Source organism: Albimonas sp. (assembly GCF_055129145.1).
In genome coordinates this window covers 1-24,807 of record NZ_JBSRTQ010000055.1, presented here as the reverse complement: position 1 = coordinate 24,807, position 24,807 = coordinate 1, and the positions used below count along the sequence as shown (strand labels likewise).

The 24,807-nt window shown below is 71.3% G+C and carries 21 protein-coding genes; 2 read left to right on the top strand and 19 right to left on the bottom strand.

Annotated features, from left to right (window positions below; translation table 11 throughout):
- Together ACTB72_RS10645 and ACTB72_RS10640 are read right to left on the bottom strand one after the other, a co-directional pair.
- A partial coding sequence (locus tag ACTB72_RS10645) for a hypothetical protein (protein ID WP_463036975.1) occupies positions 1-331 on the bottom strand: 331 nt, incomplete at its 3' end.
- 114 nt (positions 332-445) lie between these two features.
- Positions 446-892 carry a globin domain-containing protein gene (locus ACTB72_RS10640; protein ID WP_463036974.1) on the bottom strand — a complete coding sequence of 149 codons (447 nt, stop codon included), beginning with the start codon at positions 890-892 and terminating at the stop codon, positions 446-448.
- Positions 893-1,187: 295 nt separating this feature from the next.
- Here ACTB72_RS10640 and ACTB72_RS10635 point away from each other — a divergent pair, with 295 nt between their 5' ends.
- Positions 1,188-1,970: a GntR family transcriptional regulator gene (locus ACTB72_RS10635; protein WP_463036973.1), complete on the top strand. Its 783-nt coding sequence runs from the start codon at positions 1,188-1,190 to the stop codon at positions 1,968-1,970.
- A 199-nt stretch (positions 1,971-2,169) separates the two neighbouring features.
- Here ACTB72_RS10635 and ACTB72_RS10630 read toward each other — a convergent pair whose 3' ends face one another.
- The 3 genes from ACTB72_RS10630 to ACTB72_RS10620 form a co-directional block, all read right to left on the bottom strand.
- The gene (locus ACTB72_RS10630) at positions 2,170-3,420 is read right to left on the bottom strand and encodes a diaminopropionate ammonia-lyase (protein WP_463036972.1); all 1,251 of its coding nucleotides are present in this window, start codon (positions 3,418-3,420) and stop codon (positions 2,170-2,172) included.
- A gap of 643 nt (positions 3,421-4,063) precedes the next feature.
- Entirely contained in the window at positions 4,064-4,840 is a 777-nt protein-coding gene (locus ACTB72_RS10625) for a VOC family protein (protein WP_463036971.1), read from the bottom strand.
- A gap of 1 nt (position 4,841) precedes the next feature.
- On the bottom strand, positions 4,842-5,636 hold the full coding sequence (locus tag ACTB72_RS10620; protein WP_463036970.1) for an enoyl-CoA hydratase: 795 nt from the start codon (positions 5,634-5,636) through the stop codon (positions 4,842-4,844).
- Positions 5,637-5,855: 219 nt separating this feature from the next.
- Between ACTB72_RS10620 and ACTB72_RS10615 the strand changes: the two genes are divergently transcribed.
- Positions 5,856-6,608 (top strand): IclR family transcriptional regulator, encoded by a 753-nt coding sequence (locus ACTB72_RS10615; protein WP_463036969.1) that lies wholly within the window; start codon positions 5,856-5,858, stop codon positions 6,606-6,608.
- Here ACTB72_RS10615 and ACTB72_RS10610 read toward each other — a convergent pair.
- The 14 genes from ACTB72_RS10610 to ACTB72_RS10545 form a co-directional block, all read right to left on the bottom strand.
- Positions 6,605-7,357: a GntR family transcriptional regulator gene (locus tag ACTB72_RS10610; protein WP_463036968.1), complete on the bottom strand. Its 753-nt coding sequence runs from the start codon at positions 7,355-7,357 to the stop codon at positions 6,605-6,607. The two genes, ACTB72_RS10615 and ACTB72_RS10610, sit on opposite strands and share 4 nt — an antisense overlap.
- Positions 7,357-10,647, bottom strand: coding sequence for an acetyl-CoA carboxylase family protein (locus tag ACTB72_RS10605; protein WP_463036967.1), 3,291 nt, complete (start codon positions 10,645-10,647; stop codon positions 7,357-7,359). Before ACTB72_RS10605 ends, ACTB72_RS10610 begins: the two co-directional genes overlap by 1 nt.
- Positions 10,648-10,677: 30 nt before the next feature.
- Positions 10,678-12,387 carry an AMP-binding protein gene (locus tag ACTB72_RS10600; protein ID WP_463036966.1) on the bottom strand — a complete coding sequence of 570 codons (1,710 nt, stop codon included), beginning with the start codon at positions 12,385-12,387 and terminating at the stop codon, positions 10,678-10,680.
- Positions 12,384-14,123, bottom strand: a complete 1,740-nt coding sequence (locus ACTB72_RS10595) for an AMP-binding protein (protein ID WP_463036965.1) — start codon at positions 14,121-14,123, stop codon at positions 12,384-12,386. The genes ACTB72_RS10600 and ACTB72_RS10595 overlap by 4 nt, the downstream gene beginning before the upstream one ends.
- A complete protein-coding gene (locus ACTB72_RS10590; RefSeq protein ID WP_463036964.1) occupies positions 14,120-14,338 on the bottom strand; it encodes an acyl-CoA carboxylase biotin carboxyl carrier protein subunit in 219 nt (72 codons plus the stop codon). Before ACTB72_RS10590 ends, ACTB72_RS10595 begins: the two co-directional genes overlap by 4 nt.
- Positions 14,339-14,350: 12 nt before the next feature.
- Positions 14,351-15,271 carry an ABC transporter permease gene (locus ACTB72_RS10585; RefSeq protein ID WP_463036963.1) on the bottom strand — a complete coding sequence of 307 codons (921 nt, stop codon included), beginning with the start codon at positions 15,269-15,271 and terminating at the stop codon, positions 14,351-14,353.
- Positions 15,268-16,227 carry an ABC transporter permease gene (locus tag ACTB72_RS10580; protein ID WP_463036962.1) on the bottom strand — a complete coding sequence of 320 codons (960 nt, stop codon included), beginning with the start codon at positions 16,225-16,227 and terminating at the stop codon, positions 15,268-15,270. Before ACTB72_RS10580 ends, ACTB72_RS10585 begins: the two co-directional genes overlap by 4 nt.
- A gap of 24 nt (positions 16,228-16,251) precedes the next feature.
- Positions 16,252-17,829 carry an ABC transporter substrate-binding protein gene (locus tag ACTB72_RS10575; protein WP_463036961.1) on the bottom strand — a complete coding sequence of 526 codons (1,578 nt, stop codon included), beginning with the start codon at positions 17,827-17,829 and terminating at the stop codon, positions 16,252-16,254.
- A complete protein-coding gene (locus ACTB72_RS10570) occupies positions 17,826-18,872 on the bottom strand; it encodes an ABC transporter ATP-binding protein (protein ID WP_463036960.1) in 1,047 nt (348 codons plus the stop codon). Before ACTB72_RS10570 ends, ACTB72_RS10575 begins: the two co-directional genes overlap by 4 nt.
- Positions 18,869-19,867, bottom strand: a complete 999-nt coding sequence (locus ACTB72_RS10565; RefSeq protein ID WP_463036959.1) for an ABC transporter ATP-binding protein — start codon at positions 19,865-19,867, stop codon at positions 18,869-18,871. Before ACTB72_RS10565 ends, ACTB72_RS10570 begins: the two co-directional genes overlap by 4 nt.
- A gap of 5 nt (positions 19,868-19,872) precedes the next feature.
- Positions 19,873-21,414 carry an acyl-CoA carboxylase subunit beta gene (locus ACTB72_RS10560; protein WP_463036958.1) on the bottom strand — a complete coding sequence of 514 codons (1,542 nt, stop codon included), beginning with the start codon at positions 21,412-21,414 and terminating at the stop codon, positions 19,873-19,875.
- Positions 21,415-21,591: 177 nt separating this feature from the next.
- Positions 21,592-22,344: a sulfite exporter TauE/SafE family protein gene (locus tag ACTB72_RS10555; protein WP_463036957.1), complete on the bottom strand. Its 753-nt coding sequence runs from the start codon at positions 22,342-22,344 to the stop codon at positions 21,592-21,594.
- 358 nt (positions 22,345-22,702) lie between these two features.
- Complete coding sequence (locus tag ACTB72_RS10550) at positions 22,703-23,818, bottom strand: DUF1513 domain-containing protein (RefSeq protein WP_463036956.1); 1,116 nt, start codon at positions 23,816-23,818, stop codon at positions 22,703-22,705.
- Between the two features lie 4 nt (positions 23,819-23,822).
- On the bottom strand, positions 23,823-24,807 hold a 985-nt coding region (locus tag ACTB72_RS10545), incomplete at its 5' end, for an imelysin family protein (protein ID WP_463036955.1).

The window sequence follows — 24,807 nt, the reverse complement described above, 5'->3', positions numbered from 1 at the left end:
ACGACGCTCTTCCGATCTGATCGTCGCAGCGGAGCGGGCCGGGGCTCAGCGCGGCCGCGGCGCGCGGCAGCCAGCCCAGCAGGGGCGCGCCGGCCGCATGGGCGAAGACCAGGTCCCCGCCTTCGGGCGTCAGCACCGCGGCCACGTCGCAGCCAAGCGCCGCGCGCAGCGCGTCGAGCAGGGCCGCCAGCCCTTCCGCCGGACCGTCGGCCGTGGTCATCCGCTCCAGCCCTGCCAGAAGGGCGTTGGCCTCGCGCAGCGCCGCCGCTTCCCGGGTGCGGCGCCGTTCGAGCTGCGCCAGGGCGAGCAGCAGGGACTCGTCCTCCGACATCCGTGACCTCGCCTGCTGGCCGATGGGAATCATCGGCGCAGCAAAGGCCGAAGGAGGTTAGAGTTTGGTGTGCGGCGCGGCTTTTTTCGCGTGGAGACGAGGTTTCCCCCAAGCTCAATCGCCCGCCGCCGGCAGCCGCGCGCGCAGGTCGGGATAGGCCGCGGCGATCATCACCTGCGCCAACGCCGCATAGGCCCGCGCCCAGGCGTGGCGTTGCGCGGGCGAGAACGCCTTGCCTTGCACCTGTTCCAGCATCCAGATCAGCGCTTGTCCGACATCGGCGTAATCGACCTGCCGCACGCCGTAGGCCACGTGACGTTGCGCGAGCGCCTCCGCCTCCGGCCCCAGATGCTCCGGCGCGTCGAGATGGGTGATCACGTGATCGAGCATCTGGATCAGCTTGCGCCCCTGCGCGGCCATATCCCCGTTGAACAGCGCCTGCGCCTGCGGGGACAGCTGGAACAGCCGGCCGTAGAACAGCCCCGCCGCGAGGTCGCGCTTCCGGGCGATCCGGCTCCAGCCCGCCCGGATTTCGGCGATGTCGTCCGCTTCGAGGTTCATCGACGCTCTCGTTCCGACCCGTCTTCCGACCCGTCGCAGCCCGCGTTCCCGGGTGCGCATCCTGCAAGCAAAGCATTAACGATACCGCAACGCGGGCCGCGCCCCGCGACACGCCGAAATCCTCAGTAATATTCACAGTAAAACCGTATTATCTGTCTTGAATAAGCCGGAGGCGACAGAGATTTCGATGCAGCTCACCCGCCGAGGACTCGACGCCGGGGGCGAATCGGATAAAATAACCTTACGTCGTCATCTCACGACGCACGCCTTCGACCGCAGGCGAGGGATCCGCCAGATGACCCAGGTCCTTCCACGACCCGCCGCCGATGTTCCCGCCGCAGATGTCCCCGTGGCCGCCCCCTTGGCCGCGCCTCGGATCATGGGCGACGCCGTGCTCGACGCCGGCAATCTGGCCGACCGGGTCCACCTGCGCCTGCGCGACGCCATGATGCGCGGCGAACTTCGGCCCCATCAGCGGCTCAAGCCCCGCGACATCGCCACGGCGCTCAGGATCTCCGAGACCCCGGTGCGCGAAGCCCTGCAGCGACTGGCGCAGGAGGGGCTGGTGGAGTTCGAGCGCCGACGCTCGATGCGGGTGCGCCGGCTGACGCTGGACGAATATCTCGAGCTGCGCGACATGCGCGAGCCGCTGGAGACGCTGGCTGCAACCCGCGCGATGCCCGCCCTGCGCGAAAGCGCGCTGCCGGAGCTGCGCCGCCTGCACGCAGCGGTGACCCGCGCCCGGACCGAAGGGGACTGGGCCGCCGCGCGCCAGGCCAATTTCGACTTTCACTTCACCATCTATCGGCACTCGGCCATGCCGGCGCTGATCACGCTGCTGGAGACGATGTGGGCGCGCAGCGGGTCGGCCTTCGCGGAACTCTTCGCCTGCGCGCCCCCCTGCCACCGCGAGCCGCACCCTCATGTCGAGGTGCTGGCGGCGATCGCGGCCGGCGACGCCGAGGCGCTGGGCGCCGCGATCCGGCGCGACATGCACGAAGGCGCGACCGAGCTGGTGGCGCTGCTGATGACGGAGCAGGCGGACGGCGCGGCGTCGGGCGTCTGCGCGGCGGACTGACCCCGGCCTCGCAGCCGAAGGCGGCGGCACAGGCCGCGACCGTTCGTTGTGAAAATGGTGCAGCGGGTGTTGCCGCCCGGCGGCGCCTGCTACGTCCCGCCGGGGCCGAGCATCCGGACGATGGCCGAGGCGCGGGGCCCGCCGCGCGCGATGGGGCCGAATGGGACGGCGACGAAGCGGCGGCCGGGGGCTGCGATCGTCATGCCGCGCCCGCCCGCACCGCGGCGGCGTCGGCGCCGACGAGGACGTTGTAGAGCTCGGGGTCGGTGTCGCCCTCGGTCGAGAAGGCGAGGACGCGCGAGGTCCGCCCCAATCCCAGGGCGGCGCGGGTGGAGGCCGATCCCATGGCGGCGAAAAGCGCGGCGACGCCGGCCACCGCGCTTTCGCCGGCGACGATGGGCGGATCCCCGCCCTCGGGCCGCGCCAGTCGGCGCATGACGGCGACGGCGGAGGCGTCGGGCAGCGCGATGCAGGCGTCGGCATGGTCGCGCAGGATCGCCCAGGCCAACGCCGAGACCTCGCCGCAGGCCAGCCCCGCCATCAGCGTGTCGAGCGCCCCGCCGACCGGCGTCGGGCGGCCGTTGCGAAAACTCTCCAGCCAGCAGGCGGCCCGGTCGGGATCGGCGAGGATCACCGCCGGCCGCGCCTCCCCCCAGCGCCGCTTGGCCTGGGCGGTCACCGCGGCGGCGAGCCCGCCGACGCCGGTCTGGATGAAGATGTGGGTGGGCGGCGCGTCGAGCGCATCGAACGCCTCGGCCGCCATCAGCTCGTAGCCCTGCATCACGTCGCGGGGCACGTCCATGTAGCCGGGATAGGACGTGTCGGAGACCACGAGCCAGCCCTCGGCCTCCGCCGTCGCCTGCGCCTCGCGCACGCTGTCGTCGTAATTGCCGGCGCAGCGGCGGACTTCGGCGCCGAGCGCGGCGATGGCGGCGGCGCGGGCGTCGGAGACGGTCGCGTGCACGAAGATCACGCAGCGCGCCGCGAAGCTCCGCGCCCCCCAGGCGACGGAGCGTCCGTGATTGCCGTCGGTGGCGCAGCACACCGTCAGGCCGGCGGCGATGTCGGGATGGGCGCCGGACGCGACCTCGGCCATCGGGACCGGCTGGCCCAGCGCCTCTTCGATCCGGCGTTGCAGCAGGCGGGCGACCGCGTAAGCCCCGCCCAGCGCCTTGAACGAGCCGAGGCCGAAACGACCGCTCTCATCCTTCAGGTGCAGGGATGCCACCCCGGCCTCCGCCGCCAGGGCCGGCAGCGCGTGCAGGGGGGTGGGCGCGTAGCCCGGCCAGGCGGAGATCGCGGCGAAGGCGGCGTCGAAGCCCGCGTCCGACAGGATCGAGTTCTGGATGCGGGTCCAGGGCGCGTCACGTTCGGCCGCGGCGTTGAGGGTCAGCGCGAAATCGGCGCCCGCAAGCGGTGCGGAACCGGTGGGGTCTGCGTCGCGGCTCATCGGAAAGCTCCTGAACGCGGCGCCCGCCACGGGCCCATGCGGCCCGCCCGGACCGCCGCCCCCTATGCGGCGGCCGACGCATCCGCGCCGGCCGGTTTCGCCACCCCCCCATGCGCCATTCAAGCTACGCTGGCGCACTCGACCCATTCGCAAACGCTAAACACGCTTAAAACCGCCGGGCGCGGTCGGGCGAACCGTGGCCGGCATCATCTCGGATCGAAGGGTCCGCGCTGGGGAAGCTGGGGATTTGCGGACCTTGGTATTGATGATGAAAGTGAATTCTCATTCCGTCAATCATTGTGAAACGGCGTCCATCTCAGCCCGGCGTCGCCGCCGCGCGAGAGCCCCCGCCCGCGCACGGGCAAGCTCATGGCAATGAAAGGGAATTCCCCAGACTACCCCCCGGACGCCCCGCCGGGGCAGCCTGACGCCGCGGATCAGTCTTTCGCCGCAGCGCACAAACCTGTCTCCCTGACGCAACGGATCCATGCCGCCTGCGATCGCCTGCCCAGAAAGGAGCGGCCGGCAGCCGACCTCGCGCTCGATTCGCCCCCAAGCCCAGCGGCCCGCGAGCGATCTCGCCAGCGGGCCGGGGTCTCGGACCCCCCTTGGAGCGGCCCCCCCGCGAACGGAGGGGCGGGGATCAGGCCGCCTCGACCAGCTTCATCCACATGCCGCCCAGGAGGAAGGCGTCGGGACGAACCTCCAGCCCCATGCAGCGGGCGCGGTGCAGGATGTCGGCGGCGCCCGCGACCTCGAGCACCATGGCGTCGAGCCGCTCGCGCGCCAGCCCCGGCCCGCCGAGAATCACGATGTCCTGCCGGTCGACCCGGATCACGAAGCGTCCGTCGCCCCCGGTCGCCGGCACGTCCATGATCGCCGACCAGTGCGCGGCGAGGCCGGCGGGATCGGCGGTCAGCACCTCGACCCCCAGAAGCGCGCGGGTGACGTCGGTCTTCAGATGCTCCTGCCAGCGCTCGCCCGCCGGCCAGTAGGCGGCGTTCACATCCTCGCCCCCGACCGAATGGTCGAATTCCAGGAACGTCGCCCGGCAATCCTTGGGATGATATTGAAACCCCTGGAAATTCTCCCGGTCGATGTGATGCGCGAGCCGGACCCCCATGCCGGTGATCCGGTCGCGCCTGGCCTCGGCGTCGTTGCAGTCGAAGATCAGCATGTAGCCGCCAAGGCCGCCGGTCCCCTCCATGAACCGCCCCGCCGCCGTGCCGGGTCGAGTGGGGCACACCACCTCCAGGAAGCGGTCGGGGCCGAGCGGCAGCAGCACGTTTTCGAGCCCGTAGGCCGCCACCGCCGGGTCGCGATGGCACTCCGCCAGCCCCAGCAGGGACTGGAGCAGCTGGGTCGAGGCCTCGAGATGCGGGGCGGCCAGGCAGATCTGGCGCAGCCTGAGATATCCCATCTCAGCGGCCCGTGAAGGCCGGGCGGCGCTTCTCGACGAAGGCGGCGGCGGCTTCCTTGTGATCCTCGGTGAAGCCGCATTCGGAATGATTGCGGGCCTCGCTGTCGAAACAGGCGCTCAGCCCGGCCCCGGCGGCGGCGAGCGCCAGGTTCCTCTTGATTTTTCCAAGGGTGATGGTGGGTCCGGCGGCGAGCGCGGCGGCCATGGCCAGCGCCTCCGCCATCACCTGATCGGCGGGGACGGATTTGGTCACCATGCCGATGGCGGCGGCCTCCTCGCCGGTCAGGACGGGGGACAGCAGATAAAGCTCGCGCGCCTTGGCGGGGCTGAGGATCTGCGACAGGAAATAGGTCCCGCCATAGTCGCCCGAGAGCCCGACCTTGGCGAAAGCGGTGGTCAGCTTGGCGGTCGACGCGCACACCCGCAGATCGCAGGCCAGCGCCAGCGACAGCCCGGCGCCGGCGGCGGGGCCGTTGATTGCGGCGATGGTGGGCTTGGCCATCTCGTGCAGATAGCGCGAGGCGTTCATCCGGTCGCGCAGGTCGTGGATGCGCTCGCCGAGGGAGCGCGCGCGGGTCGAGCCCTCGCTCATCGCCTTCACGTCCCCGCCCACGCAGAAGGCGTCGCCGGCGCCGGTCAGCAGCACGGCGCGGACCTCAGGATCCTCGGCGGCGGCGGCGGTGGCGTCGCGCAGGGCCGCGGTCAGGTCGGGGTTCATGGCGTTGCGCCGCTCGGGACGGTTCATGGTCAGGATCAGCAGGCCGTCGCGCATCTCGCGCAGCAGGGTCTCGGTCATCGTCGGGGTCCTTTCGGGAGGCGTGTCAGGGGAGCGGGGGCGTGCAGGGGCCGCCTCGCCGGGGGGCGAGGGTCGCGGGAAGGCGGGCGAGGGGCGCGCGGGCGCTCGCTTGGGGACCACCGTCGTTTCCTCCCGGCGCGCCTCTGCGGGCGCGGCCTGTCGGGGGACTATCGGACAAGCGTCAGGCGCTGCATAGTCGGGCCGGCGAAATTCACATATGTGGAGGAAGCGTCTCTGGAGCCGGTGATCAAGACCGCGCGCCGCGTGTTCGAGGTGCTCGACTGTTTTCGCGACGTGCAGAGGCCGATGGGCCTGAAGGAGGTCGCGGCGCGGCTCGACTACCCCACGTCCTCCGCCGCCGCCCTGCTCAAAAGCCTGACCGAGCTGGGATACCTGGACTACGACCGCTTCTCGCGCAGCTATTTCCCCACCATGCGCATCGTGGTGCAGGGGGAGTGGGTGGAGCAGGCGCTGTTCGGCGACGACCCGATCCTTGGCCAGATGCGGCGGATGTCGGCGCTGACCTCGGAGACGGTGACCCTCGCCACCCAGTCCGACCTCCACACCCAATATGTCTACGGGCTGCAATCGCCCCTGCCCCGCAGCCACCGGATCGAGATCGGGGGGCGTCGGCTGCTGGCGGAGTCGGGCCTCGGCTGGCTGCTGCTGAGCCTGCGGGAGGACCGGCAAGTGGCGCTGCTGATCCGCCGGATGAACGCGCATCTGGCGCCCGAGGGGGGCCGGGTCGATGCGCCAGCCTTGTGGGAGCGGATCGCCCAGGCGCGGCGCGACGGCTACGCGGTGTCGCGCAACGTTCTGGTCCCAGGCGCGGGGGGCGTCAGCTTTCCCCTGCCCCTGACCCGGCAGGGGCGGCAGCTGGCGCTCGGCGTGCATGCGCCGGTGGATCGGCTCGACGCGAAGCTCGACCTGATGATCGCCGAGATGCGTGATTTCTCGGCGCGCCACGGCTAGCCCTCGCCCCCGTCCCGCGCGAAAAGCGCCGGGGCCGCGCGAGGGAGTTCCGCCAGCGCCGCATCGCGCGACGCCTCGAAAACCTCGCGCATCGCGGCCTCCGCCCGGGCGGGGTCGCGGGCGTCGATGGCGTCGGCCACCGCGCGCATCCCCGCCGCCCGCGCGCGGCGGGTGGGGACGTCGAGCGCGTCCAGCGGCGTGCGCCAGAGCGTCAGCCACAGGCTGCGCGCGTCGAGATCGGCCATCAGCCGCGGCAGAAGCGCGTTGCCCGACCCGTTGACCGCGCTGCGCACCGCGCGGGTGAAGCTGCGCGAGAAGACCAGGGGGGCGATGTCGGGATCGCCGGCCCCGGCCTCCATCTCCGCCACGCGACGTTCCAGCGTGGCGCGCCAGCCCGGGTCGGGAGTGACCGCCATGGCCCGGGCGGCGAGGCAGGCGAGCGCGATGCGCACGTCGAAGAGATCGGCGATGTCGCGCAGGCGGACGGCGCGCGCCCGGGCCCCGCGCCTCGGCTCCACCTCCACCAGCCCCCGCCGCTCCAGCACCCGCAGCGCGTCGCGGAACGAGGCGCGCGACAGCCGGAACGTCTCGACGATCATCGTTTCGGGCAGGCGTTCCCCGGCGCGGATGCGGCCGTCGAGGATCATCTCGCCGCAGAGATCGGCGATCTGTTCGGCGAGGCCGAGAGGCGCGGCGGCGGGGGACGACGCCTCGCCCCCCGCCCGCCTGGATGCCGCCGCGCGGTCCATCACCAGCTGTCGACGAAGGGCCGGCGTCCGCCCTCCATCGTCTTGCGGGGCGGGGCGGCGGCCAGGCCGCGCAGGATCCAGCCGCGGGTGTCGACCGGGTCGATCACCGCGTCGATCTCCAGCGCCGAGGCGACGGAGACCGCCTTGCCGATCTCGTAGAAATTCGCGACCAGCTTTTCGAAGAGCGCCTGCTTCGCCGCCGGGTCCGTCTCCGCCGCGAGCTCCTTGCTGAAACCGAGCCGCACCGCGCCCTCCAGCCCCATGCCGCCGAATTCCCCGGTGGGCCAGGCCACGGTGAAGAACCCGTCATGGAACCCGCCCCCGGTCATCGCCATGGCGCCCAGCCCATAGCCCTTGCGCAGCACCACCGCGAAGATCGGGACCGACAGCGAGGCGCCGGTGACGAACATCCGGCAGACATGGCGCACCAGTCCGGTCTTCTCCGCCTCCGGCCCGACCATGAAGCCGGGCGTGTCGACGAGGGAGATCAGCGGGATGTCGAAGGCGTCGCAGAGCTGCATGAAGCGGCTCGCCTTGTCCGCGGCGGGTCCGTCGATGGCGCCGCCGAGATGCCTGGTGTTGTTGGCGATCAGGCCGAAGGGTTTGCCCTCGATCCGCACGAAGGCGGTGACGATGCCGATGCCGAATTCGGGGCGAAGCTCGAGGACCGAGCCCTCGTCCGCCAGAATGTCGATCGCGTCGCGCACCTCGTGCACCCGCAGGCGGTTTTCGGGGATGGCGCGGCGCAGCAGGCGCTGGTCCTTCGCGGTCCACTCGGCGATGGGCCCCTGGAAGTAGGAGATGTATTTCTTCGCCGCCGCGCAGGCCTCGACCTCGTCCTTCACACGGATGTCCACGACGCCGTTGGCGGCCTGCACCGCGGTCGGCCCGATGTCCTCGGAGGCGTAGACGCCGAGGCCCCCGCCCTCGATCATCGCAGGCCCGGCCATGCCGAGATTGGCGCTTTCATCCGCGATGATCACGTCGCAGCAGCCCAGCAACGCCGCATTGCCTGCGAAACACCGACCCGAGACCACGCCGACCAGCGGCACTTTTCCCGACAGCGCCGCGAAGTGCGAAAACGACTTGTTGTCGAGCCCCGCCACCGACATCCGGTCGTCGCCCGGACGCCCGCCGCCGCCCTCGGCCAGCAGCACCACCGGAATTTTCCATTTGCCGGCGAGGTCGTAGAGCCGGTCCTGCTTCTTGTGGTTGCGCTGCCCCTGCGTCGCGGCGAGCACCATGTAGTCGTAGACCGCGAAGGCGCAGCGGGATTTTTCCGGGCCGAAAAGGTCGCCGTTGATCGAGCCGGTGCCGGTGACGATCCCGTCGCCGGTGGTGTTTTCGATGAGGTCGGCAAGCGTCCGCCGCGACTTCTGCGCGGCCAGCGCCAGCCCGCCATATTCGTTGAAGCTGCCCGGATCGCAGAGCTGGCCGAGGTTTTCGCGGGCGGTCCGGTGGCCGAGGCGGCGGCGCTTGTCGACGGCCCTGGGGCGGTTCTCGTCGAGGCCGGCGGCGAGGCGGGCGCGCAGCTCCTCCAGTTCGGGGCGGATGTAGTCGAGGTCGATCTCGGCCTCCGCCGCCGCCTCGGCCGCTTCGCCCTCCATGGGTTCCAGGGCGAGGATCGGGGCGCCGTCCATCAGGGTGTCGCCCAGCGTCGCGAAGACCCCGCGGACCACCCCGCCATGGGGGGCGGCGATGGTGTGCTCCATCTTCATCGCCTCGAGAATGGCGAGTTGCTGGCCGGCGCGCACCACGTCGCCGACGCCGACGTCGAGCGCGAAAAGCGTGGACTGCATCGGCGCCGTCACCGCGACCGCGCCTTCGGGGAGGGCGGCGGCGGCTGCCTCGGGGCCGGCCTGCGTCTCCGCCGGCTCGAAGAAGAGCGCGGGGGACTGGGCGGCGGCGGCATCGAAAAGGGCTTGCGCCTCGGCCTCGATGAAGCGGGTGGTGACGGCGCCGGCGCGCACGGACGGATGGGAGAGGAGGGCGCGGAGATAGGGGAGGTTGGTCTGCAGCCCCTCGATCCGGAATTCCTTCAGCGCCCGGTCGGCCTTGGCCAGCGCCGCGCCGAAATCGGGCCGCGGCGAATGCACGATGACTTTCGCAAGCAGGCTGTCGAAGGCGGCGGAGGTCTTGTAGCCCGCATAGGCGAAGCCATCGACGCGGATGCCGGCGCCGGACGGCGGCTCATAGGCGGTGAGCGTGCCGCCCGATGGACGCGCGGCGCCCTTGGCGTCCATCCGCTCCATGTTCACCCGCGCCTGGATGGCGAACCCGCGGGGGGCGGGCAGCGTATCCTGCGCAATGCCGAGATCGACGAGGGTTTTTCCGCCGGCGATGCCCATCTGCAGGCGAACGAGATCAAGGCCGAACACCTCCTCCGTCACCGTGTGCTCGACCTGGATGCGGGGATTGGCCTCGATGAAGAAGATGTCGCCGGCGCCCACGTCCATCAGGAACTCGAACGTGCCGAGGCTGCGATAGGTCCCGCTGCGCGCCAGCTCCAGCGCCCAGCCGGTGATGCGGTCGCGGTCGGCGGGGGACAGCGACGGCGACGGCGCGATCTCGATCAGCTTCTGATTGCGACGCTGCAGGGTGCATTCGCGCTCGGCCAGATGGACGACGCCCCCCTGCCCGTCGCCGAGGATCTGGACTTCGAGATGCCGGGCCGCGGGGAGAAACCGCTCCACATAGACCGCGCCGTCGCCGAAAGCGGCCTTCGCCTCGGACTTGCACCGGGTCCAGGCGGTTTCGATCTCGTCGCGCGCCGCCACCGCGCGCATGCCGCGCCCGCCGCCCCCGGCGACCGCCTTGATCATCATCGCCGCCCCTTCGGGCAGCGCATCGAAGAAGGCGGTGGCGGCGGCGAGGTCGGTGTCCTCGGCCGTGCCGGGGATGATGGGGACGCCGAGCTCTTCCGCCCGGCGCTTGGCGGCGGTCTTGTCGCCGAAGAGCGCCAGCGAGGCCGGCGTGGGGCCAACGAAGGCGAGGCCCGCGGCCTCGACCCGCGTCGCGAAATCCACGTTTTCGGAGAGAAACCCGTAGCCCGGATGCACCGCGTCGGCGCCGGCGGCCACCGCGGCGGCGACGACCGCCTCGGCGTCCAGATAGGCGCGCGCGCCCTGCCCCGGGATCTCCACCGCCCGGTCGGCGCGGCGGACATGGAGGTTCGCCGCATCGTCGGCGGAGTGGATGGCGATGGTCTCCACCCCCATCTCGGCGGCGGTGCGGGCGATGCGGGCGGCGATTTCGCCCCGGTTGGCGATCAGCAGTCGGGTGACGGTCATCAGGCTCTCAGGATATGGGGCGGACGCGCTTCAGGCGGCGGGTTCGATCAGGTCGACGAGGCCGGTTTTCTTCACCTTGCCGGTGGCGGTCATCGGCAAGGCCTCGATCAGGCGGATCTCGGGGATCTTGTATTTGGCGACTCGCTCGGCCAGCCACGCATGCAGGTCGGCGGCCGAGATCCCGGCCCCCGCGCGCAGCTGGATGAAGGCGACGGGGATCTGGCCGGAATGCGCGTCGGCGCGCCCCACGACGCCGGAACCGGCGATATCGGGATGCTTTCCAAGCTCCGCCTCCAGCTCGGCCGGAAAGACGGACATGCCGCGGACCTTCAGCATCTCCTTGCGCCGGCCGAGATAGTGGAGGTGTCCGCCCGGATCGATCACCCCGATGTCGCCCGACCGCAGCCAGCCGTCGCGGATCGCCTCGGCCGTCGCCTCGGGCTTGCCCCAATAGGCTTTGAGCATGGCGGGGGAGCGGGTGCAGATCTCGCCCTCCGCCCCGAAATCCAGCACCTCGAACGTGTCGAAATCGCGGATGGTGAACTCGTTGCCGGGGACGGGGAGGCCGACGAAGACCGGCTGCTGCTTCAGGTCGAAATCGTCGTCCTGCATGCCGAGCGTGAAGGTGTTGGAGGTATGCGTCTCGGTCATCCCCCAGGCGGCTTCGGCGAGCACGGTGCCGACGGCGTCGCGCCATTTGGCCCGGATCTCGCGGTCCAGCTTCTTCACGAAGCTGACCACGCGGACCCGTTTCAGGGACGACAGATCGAATTCGGCGAAGCGCGGATGGGCCAGAATCTCCAGCGCGCCGTCGACGACCATGGCGAAGGCGGCGACCTTGTAGCGCTCGATCGCCTGCATCAGGCCGAGCGCGTCCCACCGGGTCATCAGCACCAGCGGCGCGCCGGCGACGACCGGATAAAGCAGCGCCGCATTCTCCCCCGCGATCCAGAATTCGGGGAAGAAGGACGCGGAGACGCCCGCATCCGCCGCGCCGCCGAGGCTGAGATTGGCGGCGGCGGTCGTCACCATGTCGCCCTGGCTGTGTTCGCAGCCCTTGGGCATGCCGGTGGTGCCGCCGGTGTAGTTGAGCGCGGCGAGCCCGTCCCAGGAGGCGCCGGGCGCGTATTCGGGGCTCGCCGCCTCCAGCGCCGACAAAAACGCCTCGCCGCCGTTGGGCGCGATGGGGGCGGCGACGGTGGCGGGGACCTCCATCGTCGGGGTTTCGGGGAGCATCTCCGAGAGGGCCGTGGTCCAGACGGCGAGGCCCCTGGCGGCGGGCGCGGCCTCCACCACCGGCCAGAGCGCATCGAGCGTCACCAGCGCGCGGGCGCCGGCATCGGTCAGCATGTAGTCGAGTTCGTGGGCGGTGGAGAGCGGCGAGACCGGGCAATGCACGGCGCCGAGTTTGAGGATGCCGAAGAAGGCGATGTGGAATTGCGGGCAGTTGGGCAGGAACACCGAGACCCGGTCCCCCTTGCCGATCCCGCGCGCCGCGAGCAGCCCGGCGAAACGGTCGGCGAGGCCGTCGAGCTCGGCCCAGGTGATCTCGCGCCCGTAGAAGATGATCGTGGTCGCGTCGGGCGTCTCCCGCGCCCAGTGGCGCAGGTGGTCCGAAAGCGGGATGCGGCCGAGCGGAAACGTGGTTTCGCGCGCGAAACCTTCCGGCCAGGACGCGTCGATGGCGGCGCGATGACGGGCGAGGAAATCGGCGGTGGCGGGGGGATCCTGGAGGGTCATGCGGGGGCTTTCTCGGCGTCCAGCTCGGCCAGCAGCCCGGCGCGGAGCTTGTATTTCTCGACCTTCGAGGTGGGAGTGACCGGCAGCGCCTCGAGAATGCGCAGGTGGCGGGGGCGCATGTATTTGGGCATTTCGGCGGCGGCATGCGCGGCGAGTTCGGCGACCGTCAGGGTCGCGCCGTCCTCCAGCTCCACGAAGGCCGCGATGTCGTCCTCGTCGCCCTCGGCCGCCGGCAGCGGCACCGCGGCGGCGGCGCGGACGGCGGGGTGACGGGCGAGCGCGGTCTCGACCTCGAAGGACGACACGTTCTCGCCGCGAACCCGGAAGAAGCCGCCCATGCGGTCGATGAAGACATGGAGGCCGCGGGCCTCGTCCACGCAGCGGACGGCATCGCCGGTGTGGAACCAGCAGTTTTTCAACACCTTCAGCGTCGCCTCGGGCTTGTTGATGTAGCCCTCGAGGATCATCCCCGGGAAGCGGGGGCGCAGGCAGAGCTGGCCGACCTGACCGATGGGGACCGGAGCGTCGGTCTCATCCAAAACGCCGAGTTCGTAGAGCGGGTTGACGCGGCCCATCAGGCCCTTGGGCAGATCCTCGCGCCCGTCGAAGACCACGCGGTCGAGGGCGCGGGCGGCGGCCAGCACCTCGGTCTTGGGCATGCCGCGCCAGAAGGCGGCGGACGTGCCCTGCCCTTCGGGAAACTCGTCGATGACGCCGGCGAAGACCGCGCCGCTTTCGGTCTGGCCGAAGCCGACGGTGACCACGTCGATCCCGAAGCGGCGGGAGAAGGCGTGGTGGTTGGCGTTGAACGGCTGCATGTGCACCCGGACCAGCGTGTTGTCGCGGTCGTCGGGGCGCGGCGGCGCGGACATCAGCCGCGGGATCATCACGTCGAGCAGCGTGGCCGACGTCGCCCCGCATTCTGCGATCCGGTCCCAGAATTTCGCGGGCGAGAACTTGTCCCAGATCCCGATGGTCTGCCCGTTCCAGGTGGCGACGCCCAGCAGCCAGAAGGCGCCGGCGACATGATACATGGGCAGGTCGCAATAGACCGCGTCCCCTGCGTCGGAGAGCGGCCGGCCGAAGAAGCAATACTGGTTGATCCAGCGCTGGCCGAGCAGCACGCCTTTCGCGGGCCCGGTGGTGCCCGAGGTGTAGATGATCGCCGCCGGGTCGAAGGGGCCGGAGGCGATCTGCGGGACCGGGCGGCCGGGGGCGGCGAGGTCCGCGAGGTCGAGCGGTTCGGGGAAGCCGGCGGGCGCGGGGGCGGGCGCCGCCTCATGGTCATGGTCGCCGGGCGCCGGGTGGTGGAGGGCGACGGCGGGGACGGTCAGCTCGCCCCAGATCGGGGTCAGCGCGGCGAAGAAGCCGGAATCGGTGATCAGCAGCGCCGGGCCTGCGTCCGACAGCTGGTAGGCCAGCAGCGCGCCGGTCAGGTTGAAGTTGATCGGCGCGTAGACCGCCCCCGCCCGGAAGATCCCGAACAGCGACAGCGCGGCCACCAGCGAATTGCGGGTGAGCACCGCCACCCGGTCGCCCGGCCCGATGCCCTGCGCGGCCAACCCCGCGCCGAGACGGTCGGCATAGGCCGCGACCTCCGCGAACGTCAGCCGGACGTCATCCTCGCCGTAATGCAAGAACACCTTGTCGGGCGTCTCCGCCGCCCAACGGTCGAGCTGGGCGAGCATCGCGTCGCCCCGCTCGGTCATCCGCTCGAACACCGCCTCGGGGGTCATTCGTCGGCGTCCATCGAGGCGACGGCCTGATCCTCCTCGACCATCTGGTCGACGGTCACGGCGATGGAGGCGATGACGCCGGCGGTCTCGGCGGCGATGGGGATCTCCATCTTCATCGCCTCGACGGTCAGCACCGTCTCTCCGGCCTCGACCCGGTCGCCGGGGGCCTTTGAAATTTCCATCACGCGGCCGGCGGTGTCGGTGCAAATGTCCATGGGGTGGGGTTCCTAGCGGGAGGTGGGGTCGAGCGCCTCGCGGAGGCTCTCGCCCAGGGTGTTGAAGCTGAGCGCGGTGACGAGGATGGCGACGCCGGGCGCCCACATCTGTTCGGGCGCGAGCTGGATGTAGAGATAGGCGCGCGCGATCATCGAGCCCCAGGACGGCTCGGGCGGCTGCATGCCGAGGCCGAGGAACGACAGCGACGCCTCGGCCAGCAGGGCCACGGCCATCAGCAGGGTCATCTGCACCAGCACCGGCTGGATGGCGTTGGGCAGCACGTGGCGGATCAGGATATGCGGGGTTGAGGCGCCGAAGCAGCGGGCGGCGTCCACATAGAGCTCCTGCTTCAGCACCAGCGCCCGCGCCCGCGCCAGCCGGGCCAATTGCGGCGCGAAGACGATGCCGACCGCGATCATGGCGTTGGTCAGCCCGATGCCCAGCACGCCGGTCACCGCGATGGCGAGCACGATGGCGGGGAAGCTGAGGAAGGTGTCGATGATCCGGCTGACGCATTCGTCCACCCAGCCGCCGGCATAGCCCGCGATCAGCCCGACGGGGATGCCGAGGATCGCCGCCACGCCGACCGAAAGGAACGCCGCGTAGACCGAGGCCGAGGCCCCGTGGATCAGCCGCGAGAACACGTCGCGTCCCAGATCGTCGGTGCCCAGCAGGTAGGCCGGGCTCGGCGGTTCCAGGATGATGTTGTAGTCCTGAAGCGTCGGGTCATGCGGCGCGATCCAGGGCGCGAAGATCGAACAGGCGATGATCGCCGTCAGCACCACCAGCGCGATGGCGGCGGGAATGTCGTCGGCGGCCCAGTCGGCGAAGCGCGTCAGGAATGGCCGCGGCGGCGGCGGTGCGGGGTCCGCGTCGGCGGGGACGTGGGGGGACCGGGGGCGGGCCGCGTGGGGATCGGGAATGGCGGTCATCGTTGCGCGATCCTCGGGTCCAGCACGCTGTAGAGCATGTCGGTGATCAGGTTGACGGCGATGACGGTGACCACCATCGCCAGCACAACCCCCTGCACCACCGGGAAATCCCGGCGCAGGGTGGCGTCGACGATGGTCGCGCCGATGCCGGGGATGGCGAACACCACCTCCACCACCACGGTCGCGGCGAGCGTGCGGTTGACCAGCAGCGAGATCACGGTCAGCAGGTTGACCGACACGTTGCGCAGCCCGTGCTTCCACAGGATCGCCCGCGGGCTCAGCCCCTTGGCGTGAAGCGTGCGGAAATGCTGGGAGCCGAGCACCTCGACCAGCGAGGAGCGCAATTGGCGCGCCACCTCCGCCATGCCCGACGCGGCCAGCGCCACGGCGGGAAGCGTCGCGGACCAGATCGCGGCGCCCAACCCCTCGGACGGCGGGATGAAGCCGGTGGCGGGGAACCATTGCCGGTTCAGCGCGAAGGCCCCCACGAAGATCATCGCCAGCCAGAAATTCGGCAGCGCCACGCCGACCGAACTGAATACCATCACCAGCTTGTCGGCCCAGCCGCCCGCCCGGCTCGCGGCCAGCACGCCCAGCGGCACGCCGGCGAGGATCGCGAGGATGATCGCGTAGGCCACGATGAAGAGCGTGTTGGGAAAGACCCGGGCGAGCGTGTCCGACACCGCCTCCCCCGACAGCAGCGACTTCGCGAGATCGCCCTGCACCGCCCCCCAGACCCAGTCGCCGTATTGCACCAGCAACGGCCGATCGAGGCCGTAAAGCGCGCGGATCTCGTCGATCCGCGCCTCGGTCGCGTTCTCCCCGGCGAGCGTGATCGCCACGTCGCCGGGAAGCATCTTGAGCAGCATGAACACCGAGAAGGTGGCCAGGATCAGCACCGGTATCGCCTGGAGCACGCGGCGCATCAGCATCCGGCGTTGAACCTGGTTCAGCATCTCGGTCTCCCTATCCGTCCGGCTTCAGACGAAGCCGGCGTCGCGGAACTTGGGCTTGCCCAGCAGGTTGGGCTGGTAGCCCTCGACCTTGGTGGACAGCGCGTCGACCTCGTAGCGGATGGAGAGGGGGATGTTCATCGCCGCGTCCATCGCCAGCTCCTGCGCCGTGCCCAGCGCCTCGGCGCGCTTGGCCTGGTCGCCGGTGGCGCGGCTCGCCTGCACCGCTTCGGCGTAGCCGGCGGGGGGGGCGACGCGGCCGGCGTTGTAGTAGGAGGTTTCGGAATAGAGCAGCGCGTAGGTCAGCGACGGATCGGGGCGCCCGGTCCAGGCCGACATCAGCACATCGCCCTGCTTCTCGGCGCCGAAATAGAGGCCGGAGGTCTCGGCGATCGGGCCATTGGTGAACTTGCCGCGCACGCCGATCTTGCCGAGCTGCTCCAGCACCACCTCGGCGCGCTGCACGCTCGCCTGGTCGGGATAGCCGCGGAAATCAAGCTCGATGCCGCTCTCGACCCCCGCCTCCTTCATGTAGGCCTTGGCGCGGTCGAGGTCGTAGGCGACGTGCTTCGCCGCGGCTTCGGAATAGGCCCAATGGGCTTTCGGCAGGTTCATGTAGGCGGGCTCGCCGACGCCGGCCTGGGTCGCCAGCACCCAGGCGTCGCGGTCCATCGCCATCATCATCGCCTTGCGGACCCGCACGTCCTGAAGCGGCCCGCGGGCCGAGTTCAGGTAGAGCTGGTAGACATAGAGCGTCGGGCCGAAGGCGAGCTGCAGGTTGGGCATCTTCTCGATCAGCGTCTTCTGCCGCTCGGATATCTGGTAGGCGATGTCGGCCTGGCCGGACTGGACCGAGCGGAGCGCGGTGGCGCCGTCGGGGATGATCATCATGTCGAGGGTCTCGACCTTCGGGATGCCGTCGCGCCAATGGTCGGGATTGGCCTTGCCGGCGACCTTCTCGCCATCGGTCCACGACACGAAGCTGAACGGGCCGGTGCCGACGGGGGCGCGGTCGGCCCGCCCCTCCGGATCGCCGTTGACGGACGACGGCGCGATCATCATGCCGGCGCGGTCCGACAGGATCAGCGGCAGCGCGGTGTCGGGGTCCGACAGCTTCAGCGTGACCTGATGGGGGCCGTCGACCACCACCTCGGCGATGTTGGCCACGTCCTTCTTGATGTTCGACAGCTCCGCGGTGCGGTTGCGGTCGAGGTTGAATTTCACGGCGTCCGCATCGAAGGGCGAGCCGTCATGGAAGGTGACGCCCTCGCGCAATTTGAACACGAGGGTCTGGGGGTCGGTGAACTCCCACGACGTGGCGAGGCCGGGGAGAGGCGCGAGGGTCGCGTAATCCCAGTCCACCAGCGTGTCGTAGAAATTGTAGAGGAAGACGTGGTCCGAGCCCGCGCCGCCGGTGGCGGGGTCGAGGCTCGACGGGTTGGCGTTGGCGGCGATGCGCATCGCGCCCTTGGGCGCCGCGAGCGCGCGAAACGGCAGCCCGGTCGCGGCGAGCGCGGTGGCGCCGGCGAGCCCCGCCAGCACCTGTCTGCGGCGAAGCGGCGGCAATTGCGCCAGGGTCGGGCGCGGGGTCTGGGCATGGGTCATGGTCGGTCTCCTCCCGTGTCGGTCTGCGCCGACGTTTGCTGCGGTTCGGGCTCGACGAGCCCGTCGGGTCCGGCGAAATGGCAGGCCACGTGATGACCCGGCCGGACCTCGCGCCATTCCGGCGCCTGTTGCGCGCAGAGCCCCTGCGCGTGGGGACAGCGGGTGCGGAACCGGCAGCCGCTGGGCGGGTTGACCGGGCTGGGGATCTCGCCCTTCAGCTCGATGCGCCGCGGCGCGCGCAGATGCGCGGGCAAGGGGCGCGGCTCGGCCGACAGCAGCGCCGCGGTGTAGGGATGGAGCGGGCGTTCGGTGACCGCCTCGGCCGGCCCCAGCTCCATGAACCGGCCCAGATAGGTCACCGCGATGCGGTCGGAGACCTGGGCCACGATCGCGAGGTCATGGGCGATGAAGGCGTAGGCGATGCCGAAATCGCGTTGCAGCTCCGCGAAGAGGTTGAGGATCTCGCCCCGGATCGACACGTCGAGCGCCGCCACCACCTCGTCGCACACGATCAGGCGGGGGTTGAGCGGCAGCACGCGGGCGATGTTGACCCGCTGTTTCTGGCCGCCGGAAAGCTCGTGCGGGTGACGGTCGGCGAGTTCGGCGCGAAGGCCCGCGCGGTCCAGCGACCGCATGGCCTCGGCCTTCATCTCCGGCTCCGACCGCCCGCCGGCGATGCGCATCGGCTCGATCAGCGATTGCAGGATGGTCATGCGCGGGTCGAGCGCCGCATTGGGATCCTGGAACACGATCTGGTAGCGCCGCCGCCGCGTGCGCCAGTCGCGCCGGGACATGCGGCGCAGGTCCTCGCCGTCGTAGAGAATCGTCCCCCCGGTCGGCGGCAGCAGCCCGGCCAGCGCCCGCCCGATGGTGGTCTTGCCCGACCCGCTCTCGCCGATGATCCCGAAGGTTTCCCCCGGCGCGATGTCGAAGGAGATGTCGTCGACCGCCTTCACCGTCTCCCGCCCGTCGAGGGACGGAAACGCGATGCGCAACCCGCGGACCGAGACGACGGGCGCGGTCAGCGTCTCCTCCCGGCTCATGCCACGGCCCCCGGCAGGTCCAGCGCGTCGGCGCGATGGCAGCGGGCCAGGCGCCCGGCCCCGGCGGGTTCGAGGACCTGCGGGGCCTCGCAGCCGGCCGCGGCATAGCCGCAACGCGCCCGGAACCGGCAACCGGCGGGCATCGCGGCGGGCGAGGGCACGCGGCCCGGAATGAAGGCGAATTCCCCGCGCGCCCGGTTCAACTGGGGGAGCGAGCGCAGCAGGCCGGACGTGTAGGGGTGGCGCGGCTTCATCAGCGCGTCGTCGACGGCCGCGTCCTCGACCACCTGGCCCGCATACATGGTGATCATCCGCGTGCAGGTCTCCGCCACCACGCCGAGGTCGTGGGTGATGAACAGAAGCGCCGTGCCGGTCCGCTCCGACAGCTCGCGCAGCAGGTCCATGATCTGGGCCTGGATGGTGACGTCGAGCGCGGTGGTCGGCTCGTCGGCGATGATCAGTTCGGGCTTGCAGATCAATGCCATGGCGATCATCGCCCGCTGGCGCATGCCGCCCGAAAGCTGGTGAGGGTATTCGTCGACCCGCTTTTCGGGCGCGGGGATCCCCACCGCCGACAGCATGTCGATGACCCGGGCGCGGGTCTCGGCCTTGCCGACCGGCTCATGCAGCATAAGCGCCTCGCCGATCTGGGCGCCGATGGTGAAGACGGGGTCCAGCGCCGACATCGGCTCCTGAAAGATCATCGCGATGCGCTTGCCGCGGACTTTCCTCATCCGGGCCGGGGAGGCGGCGGCGAGGTCCTCGCCGTCCAGCAGGATCCGCCCTTCGATCCGGGCGTTGCCGGGCAGCAGGCGCATCAGCGAGAGCCCCGTGATGGTCTTGCCGCAGCCGCTTTCGCCGACGAGGCCGACCCGCTCGCCCCGCGCGATGTCGAAGGTCACCCCCTCGGTGATGCGCAGCGCCACCCGGCCCCGGCGGGCGCCGAAGCCGATGCCGAGCCCCTCCACACGCAGGAGCGGCGCTTGGGTCGCCATGTCCCTCACGGGCGGTAGCGCGCCTGGGGCGCGTCGCGCAGGTTGCGGCGATAGGCGAGTTCGGCGAAGTCGCAGAGCAGGGGGCGGGTCTCGGCCGGGTCGATGATCTCCTCCACCCCGAAGGCCTCCGCAGTGCGGAAGGGGGAGCGGAGCGCGTCGAGCCTCGCGGTGATCTCGGCCAGCATCGCCTCGCGGTCCGGGGCGGCTTCGAGGTCGCGCTTCCAGGCCGCCTCGATCCCCCCTTCCAGCGGGATCGAGCCCCAGTCGCCCGAGGGCCACGCAAAACGGTGCCGGTAGCCCTCCGGGTTCATGTGGGCGGCGCCGGCCACCCCGAAGCATTTTCGGATCAGGACCGAGCAGACCGGGATCGAGGCGCGGTAGACGGCGGCGAGCGCCCGGGCGCCGTGGCGGATGGTGCCGGTCTGTTCGGCGGCGGGGCCGATGAGGAAGCCCGGGATGTCGACGAAATGCACCAGCGGCAGACGGAACGTCTCCGCGAAATCGAGGAAGCGGATGGCTTTTTCGCAGGTGTCCGCCCCCCAGGCGCCGCCATAGACGCGTGGGTCGGAGGCCATGACGGCGACGGGGCGCCCGCCGAGCCGGGCCAGCGCGCAGATGGTGGCGCGGCCGAATTTGGGGGCGACCTCGAAGATCTCGCCGTCATCGAAGACGCGGCGCAGGATCTCGCGGGTCGGATAGACTTTGCGCCGGTCGCTCGGGACGATGGCGCCGAGGTCGGGGTCGGTGCGGTCCTCGGGGTCCGACAGGGGCCGAACGGGGGGCGCCTCGCCGACCGAGGACGGCAGGAACGACAGGAAGGCGCGGGCGGCGGCGAAAGCCTCGTCCTCGGACTTCACCACCAGATCGGCGGCGCCGGCCTTTTCGTGGACTTTGGCGCCGCCCAGCTCCTCCTTGCCCATGTCGATGCCGGTGCGTTTGACCACCGGGGGGCCGGCGATGAACATGTGCGACGTGCCCTCGACCATCACCGTCAGATGGGCCGAGACCGCGCGGGCCGAGGCGATGCCGGCGACCGAGCCGAGCACCAGCGCCACCACCGGCACGGTCTCGAGGTTGCGGATCAGGTCGCCCCAGGACGGGTTGGCGGGGACGTAGGTGCGGCCCAGCGACTCGATGGTCTTGACCGAGCCGCCGGTGGCGTCGATCAGGCGGATCAGCGGCAGGCGCATGGTGTGGGCCATGGCCTCGGCCTGTTCGACCTTGCCATGGATCGAGGCGTCGGCGGCGCCGCCGCGCACCGTGAAATCGTCGGCGGCGACGACCACCGGGCGACCGTCGATGCGCGCACGCCCGAAGATGAAGTTGGCGGGGGAGAACTCCGTCAGGTTCCCGTCGGCGTCGTATTCGGCCTTGCCGGACACCGAGCCGATCTCGCGGAAGCTGCCTTCGTCGCAGAGCCGGGCGATGCGCTCGCGCACCGGAAGTTTGCCGGCGGCGATGTGGCGGGCGAGCTTCTCCTCGCCGCCCATCTTCTCGGCCAGGCTGCGGCGCAGGCGCAGCTCGGCGACGCCCGAAGGGTCGGTCATGCGGTCTTCCTCCCTGACGGCCGGGTCGCGGATCCCCGTTTGCGGGGGCGCCTGGCGCGTTCGTTAGGGAGCAGGGTGGCGATCAGCGAGACGGATTGTCAACAATCATTCGACAAGACGGCCAATTTTCCAGATATGTGGAAATCGTACGCTGCACCGCTCCGCGCAAGCGCGGGCTCAGCGCAGGCCGCGGACCATCAGCGCGGCGCCGGCGAGGCCGAGCACCACGAGCACCATGTTGCGGAACGCCGCTTCGGGCAGCCGCTTGCGCAGCGCCCCGCCGGCGCGGACGCCGGCGATCGCGAGAGCGATGCCGAAAAGCGAGACGAGGGCGGCGTCCCGGGTCATCAGGCCAAGGCCGGTCAGCGCCGCGGCCATGGTCAAGCTCGACAGCGTGAAGCTGAGGTTGAGCGTGTGCAGGAAGGCGCCGCGGGGCACGTCGAGCGACATCATGAACGGGGTGATCGGCAGGACCTGGGAGCCGGTGAGTCCGTTGACGACGCCGGTGACGAGGCCGACGAAGGGGGCGGCCGGGCGCTCGAGCGCGGGGGGCAGGCGCCAGTGGGGCCTTGCGGCGGCGAAGCCGATCCAGGCGATCAGCGCGCAGCCGAGCGCGGCGCCGGCGGTCGCGCCCTCGACCTGCCCCAGCAGCGCCGCGCCGCAGAGCACGCCGACGGGGGCGAGGCAGAGCATCGGCCAGAACCGCCGGATCGCCGGGGCGATGGGGCCCGCCGTCAGCATCACCGCGAGGTTGGAGGCGAGCGAGGGCGCCAGCGCGAGAGGCAGCGAGGCCTTGAGCCCCAGCGCCAGCGCCATGATCGGCAGGCAGGTGGTTGAGTATCCGAGCCCGGTGGAGCCTTTCACGAAGCCCGCGAAGAGCATGGCGAAGGCGATGACCGCCAGTTCTTCGGGCGCGTAGGCGATGGGCATCGGGGGGCTCCTGCGGGGAGGACGGCGAGGGCGACGCTTTCTCCTGCGCCCGGGCGGCAAGAAGGTCCATGCGGGCGAGGGCCGCGCCTCGCCCTTCCGCACGCGCCCCGCCCCCGACGAAGGACGCCGCGCCTCGCGGTCTCGCTGGCGGGACCCGCGCGCCCGCGCGGCGGTTGCGTCGGGGCGCGAGTGGCGGGGGTCTCGCGATGGGGACGACGCGCAAGTTCGCCGGCGGTCTCGCGACCTTTCCGCGGCGAGACGGTCCCGCCCGCGCCACGCCGCAACCGCCGCGCGGCGCCCCGGCCCGTCCGGCGGGACGTCCGGCGCGGCGCCCGCCCGTCCCGCCGGGATCGCGGGATCAGGCGGCGGCGCGCCCGCGGCCGACGGCGGTCAGATGGTTGTCCCAGTTCACCGGCATCGAGGCCGTAGCGAGCGTCTCGCCCGCAGCCCCCACCCAGCGCAGCCCGCCGGTCCCGTCCGACAGCAGCAGCCCCGCCCCGGCCGGCGCCGCGCCGCAGACATCCGCCTGGGCCATCGTCTCGAGGAACGCCCCCGTCTCCGCATCGAACACCTGCGTCGCCCCGCCCCTGGGCGAGGTCACCGCCACCCGCGCCCCGTCGCCGGAAAACGCCGCCGAGCCGCCATAGCCCGCGAGCCGCGCATGCTCCGCCTCCGGCGCCTGAACCAGCCGCAACGCGCCCTGTCCCGGCCGGTGCAGCGCCAGCAACGCCGGCGCCTCAGACACCTCGCCCTCCCACTGCATCGCCGCCGCGATCAGCCCGTCAGGCCGCCGGGCGATATGACGGAGCGAGGCCAGATGCTGCGGCGGCTCCGCCATGTCGACGATCTCGCCGGTCTTGAGCGACAGATAGGCGAGGTTCGGCCGCATGGTCGCGAGGTTCAGCTTGGCCCGCCCCGCATCGGGATGGGTGCGGATGCCGCCATTGGCGATGGCGAGCAGGTCCGGCCCGGCCAGCAGCGTCTCATGCGGACCGATTCCGCCGGAGCGCATTTCGTCGAGGCGGGTCCAGGTCTCCGCGTCCCAGACGCCGATGCGCCCGGCATCCTCCTCGTCATAGGCGTTCTCGCAGGTGTAGAGCCAACGCCCGTCCGCTGAAAACGCCCCATGCCCGTAAAAATGCCGGCCCTCGGGGCTTTCCAGCTTGGCGGCCAAAGTCCCCTCGGCGCAGTCGATCACCAGGCCGAACACCCCCGGCCGCCGCGCGAAGGCCACCGCCAGCGGGCGGCGCGGATGGGCTGCGGCGGCGTGGCCGCGGCCGGGGAGCGGCAGACGGAACGCCTCCTCCCCGTCCGGCGCGATCCCGATCAGCGCGTAATCGCCCGAAGGCAGGCGGGCCGCGCCGATATGGCTCGGCCCCCCCGCCGCCGCCCATCCGGGGCCCGCCACCGCAGCCGTGGCCAGCGTGAGAGAAGCGGAGGCGAGAAAACGGCGACGGTCAAGCGCGGGGGCCATGGGCTCAGTCTCCATCCAGGGCGTTGAACGAGGTCGAAAGGTCCAGCGTGGGGGCGAGCAACCGCTCGGTTTTTTCGCGGGCGTCGATCACCGCCTGCTGGGCGGCTTCGACGGCGAAACGGGTCCGGGGGTCGCGCACCGTCTCGACCAGCGGTCCCGGCGCGCGGTCGACCACCTCCTGCGCACGGGCCCAGACGGCGTCGAGTTCGGAGGCGGCCTCGACCGGGAGCGCCGGCGCGAAGCAACCGGCGAGCTGGCGCAGGGCCGCGACCGAGAGGCCGGCGTTGCGCAGGGCGCGGCCCGACCGCCACGCCTCCGCCAATTGCGGGCGGGGGCGGTCATAGCTTCCCAGCGGCGCGCCGAAGCGGCTGTCGATGGTGGTCCGCGCCCCGGTCAGCAGCGCGGTGAAGAGGTCGCGCACCGGCTCCTCGGCGTCGAGGTAGATGCGGGCCTCGGGCGTGCCGGCGCGGCGCATGTCGGGGGCGTGCACTTCGGCCCAGTCGCGGGCGAGCGCCGCGGAGGTCCCCGTGAGGTCATGCCCGATGGCCGCGACCAGCCGGCAGGGATAGCCCTGCCCCGCATCCGCGGCGTCCGCATCGAACAGCAGCCGGTCGAGCGCCATCAGGCCGCGGGCGGCCACCGAAACCTGGTGGAATTTTTCACGGTCATCCACCACCGGGTCCTGATCGGCGATCAGCCCGTCGATCGAGCGCCGCGCAAAACCCTTGGCGTCGGGCCAGAAGGCGATGGCGAGCGCGCGGCCCTCCGTCTCCGCCGGGCCGAAGCGCAGGTGGGAGACGCCCATCCAGGCGTCGAAGGCGTCATTATAGGCGGCGATCAGCCCGGCCCGGTCGGGGTTCGGGCACGCGGCGGAGGCCGCCTCCAGCCGCGCCATCGCGGCGACGAGGGCGGCATGGCCGGGCAGCACCTGGGCGTCGAGCGCCAGAGCGGTCACCTCTCGCAGCACCGCCTCGGGCAGCTTGGCGGCG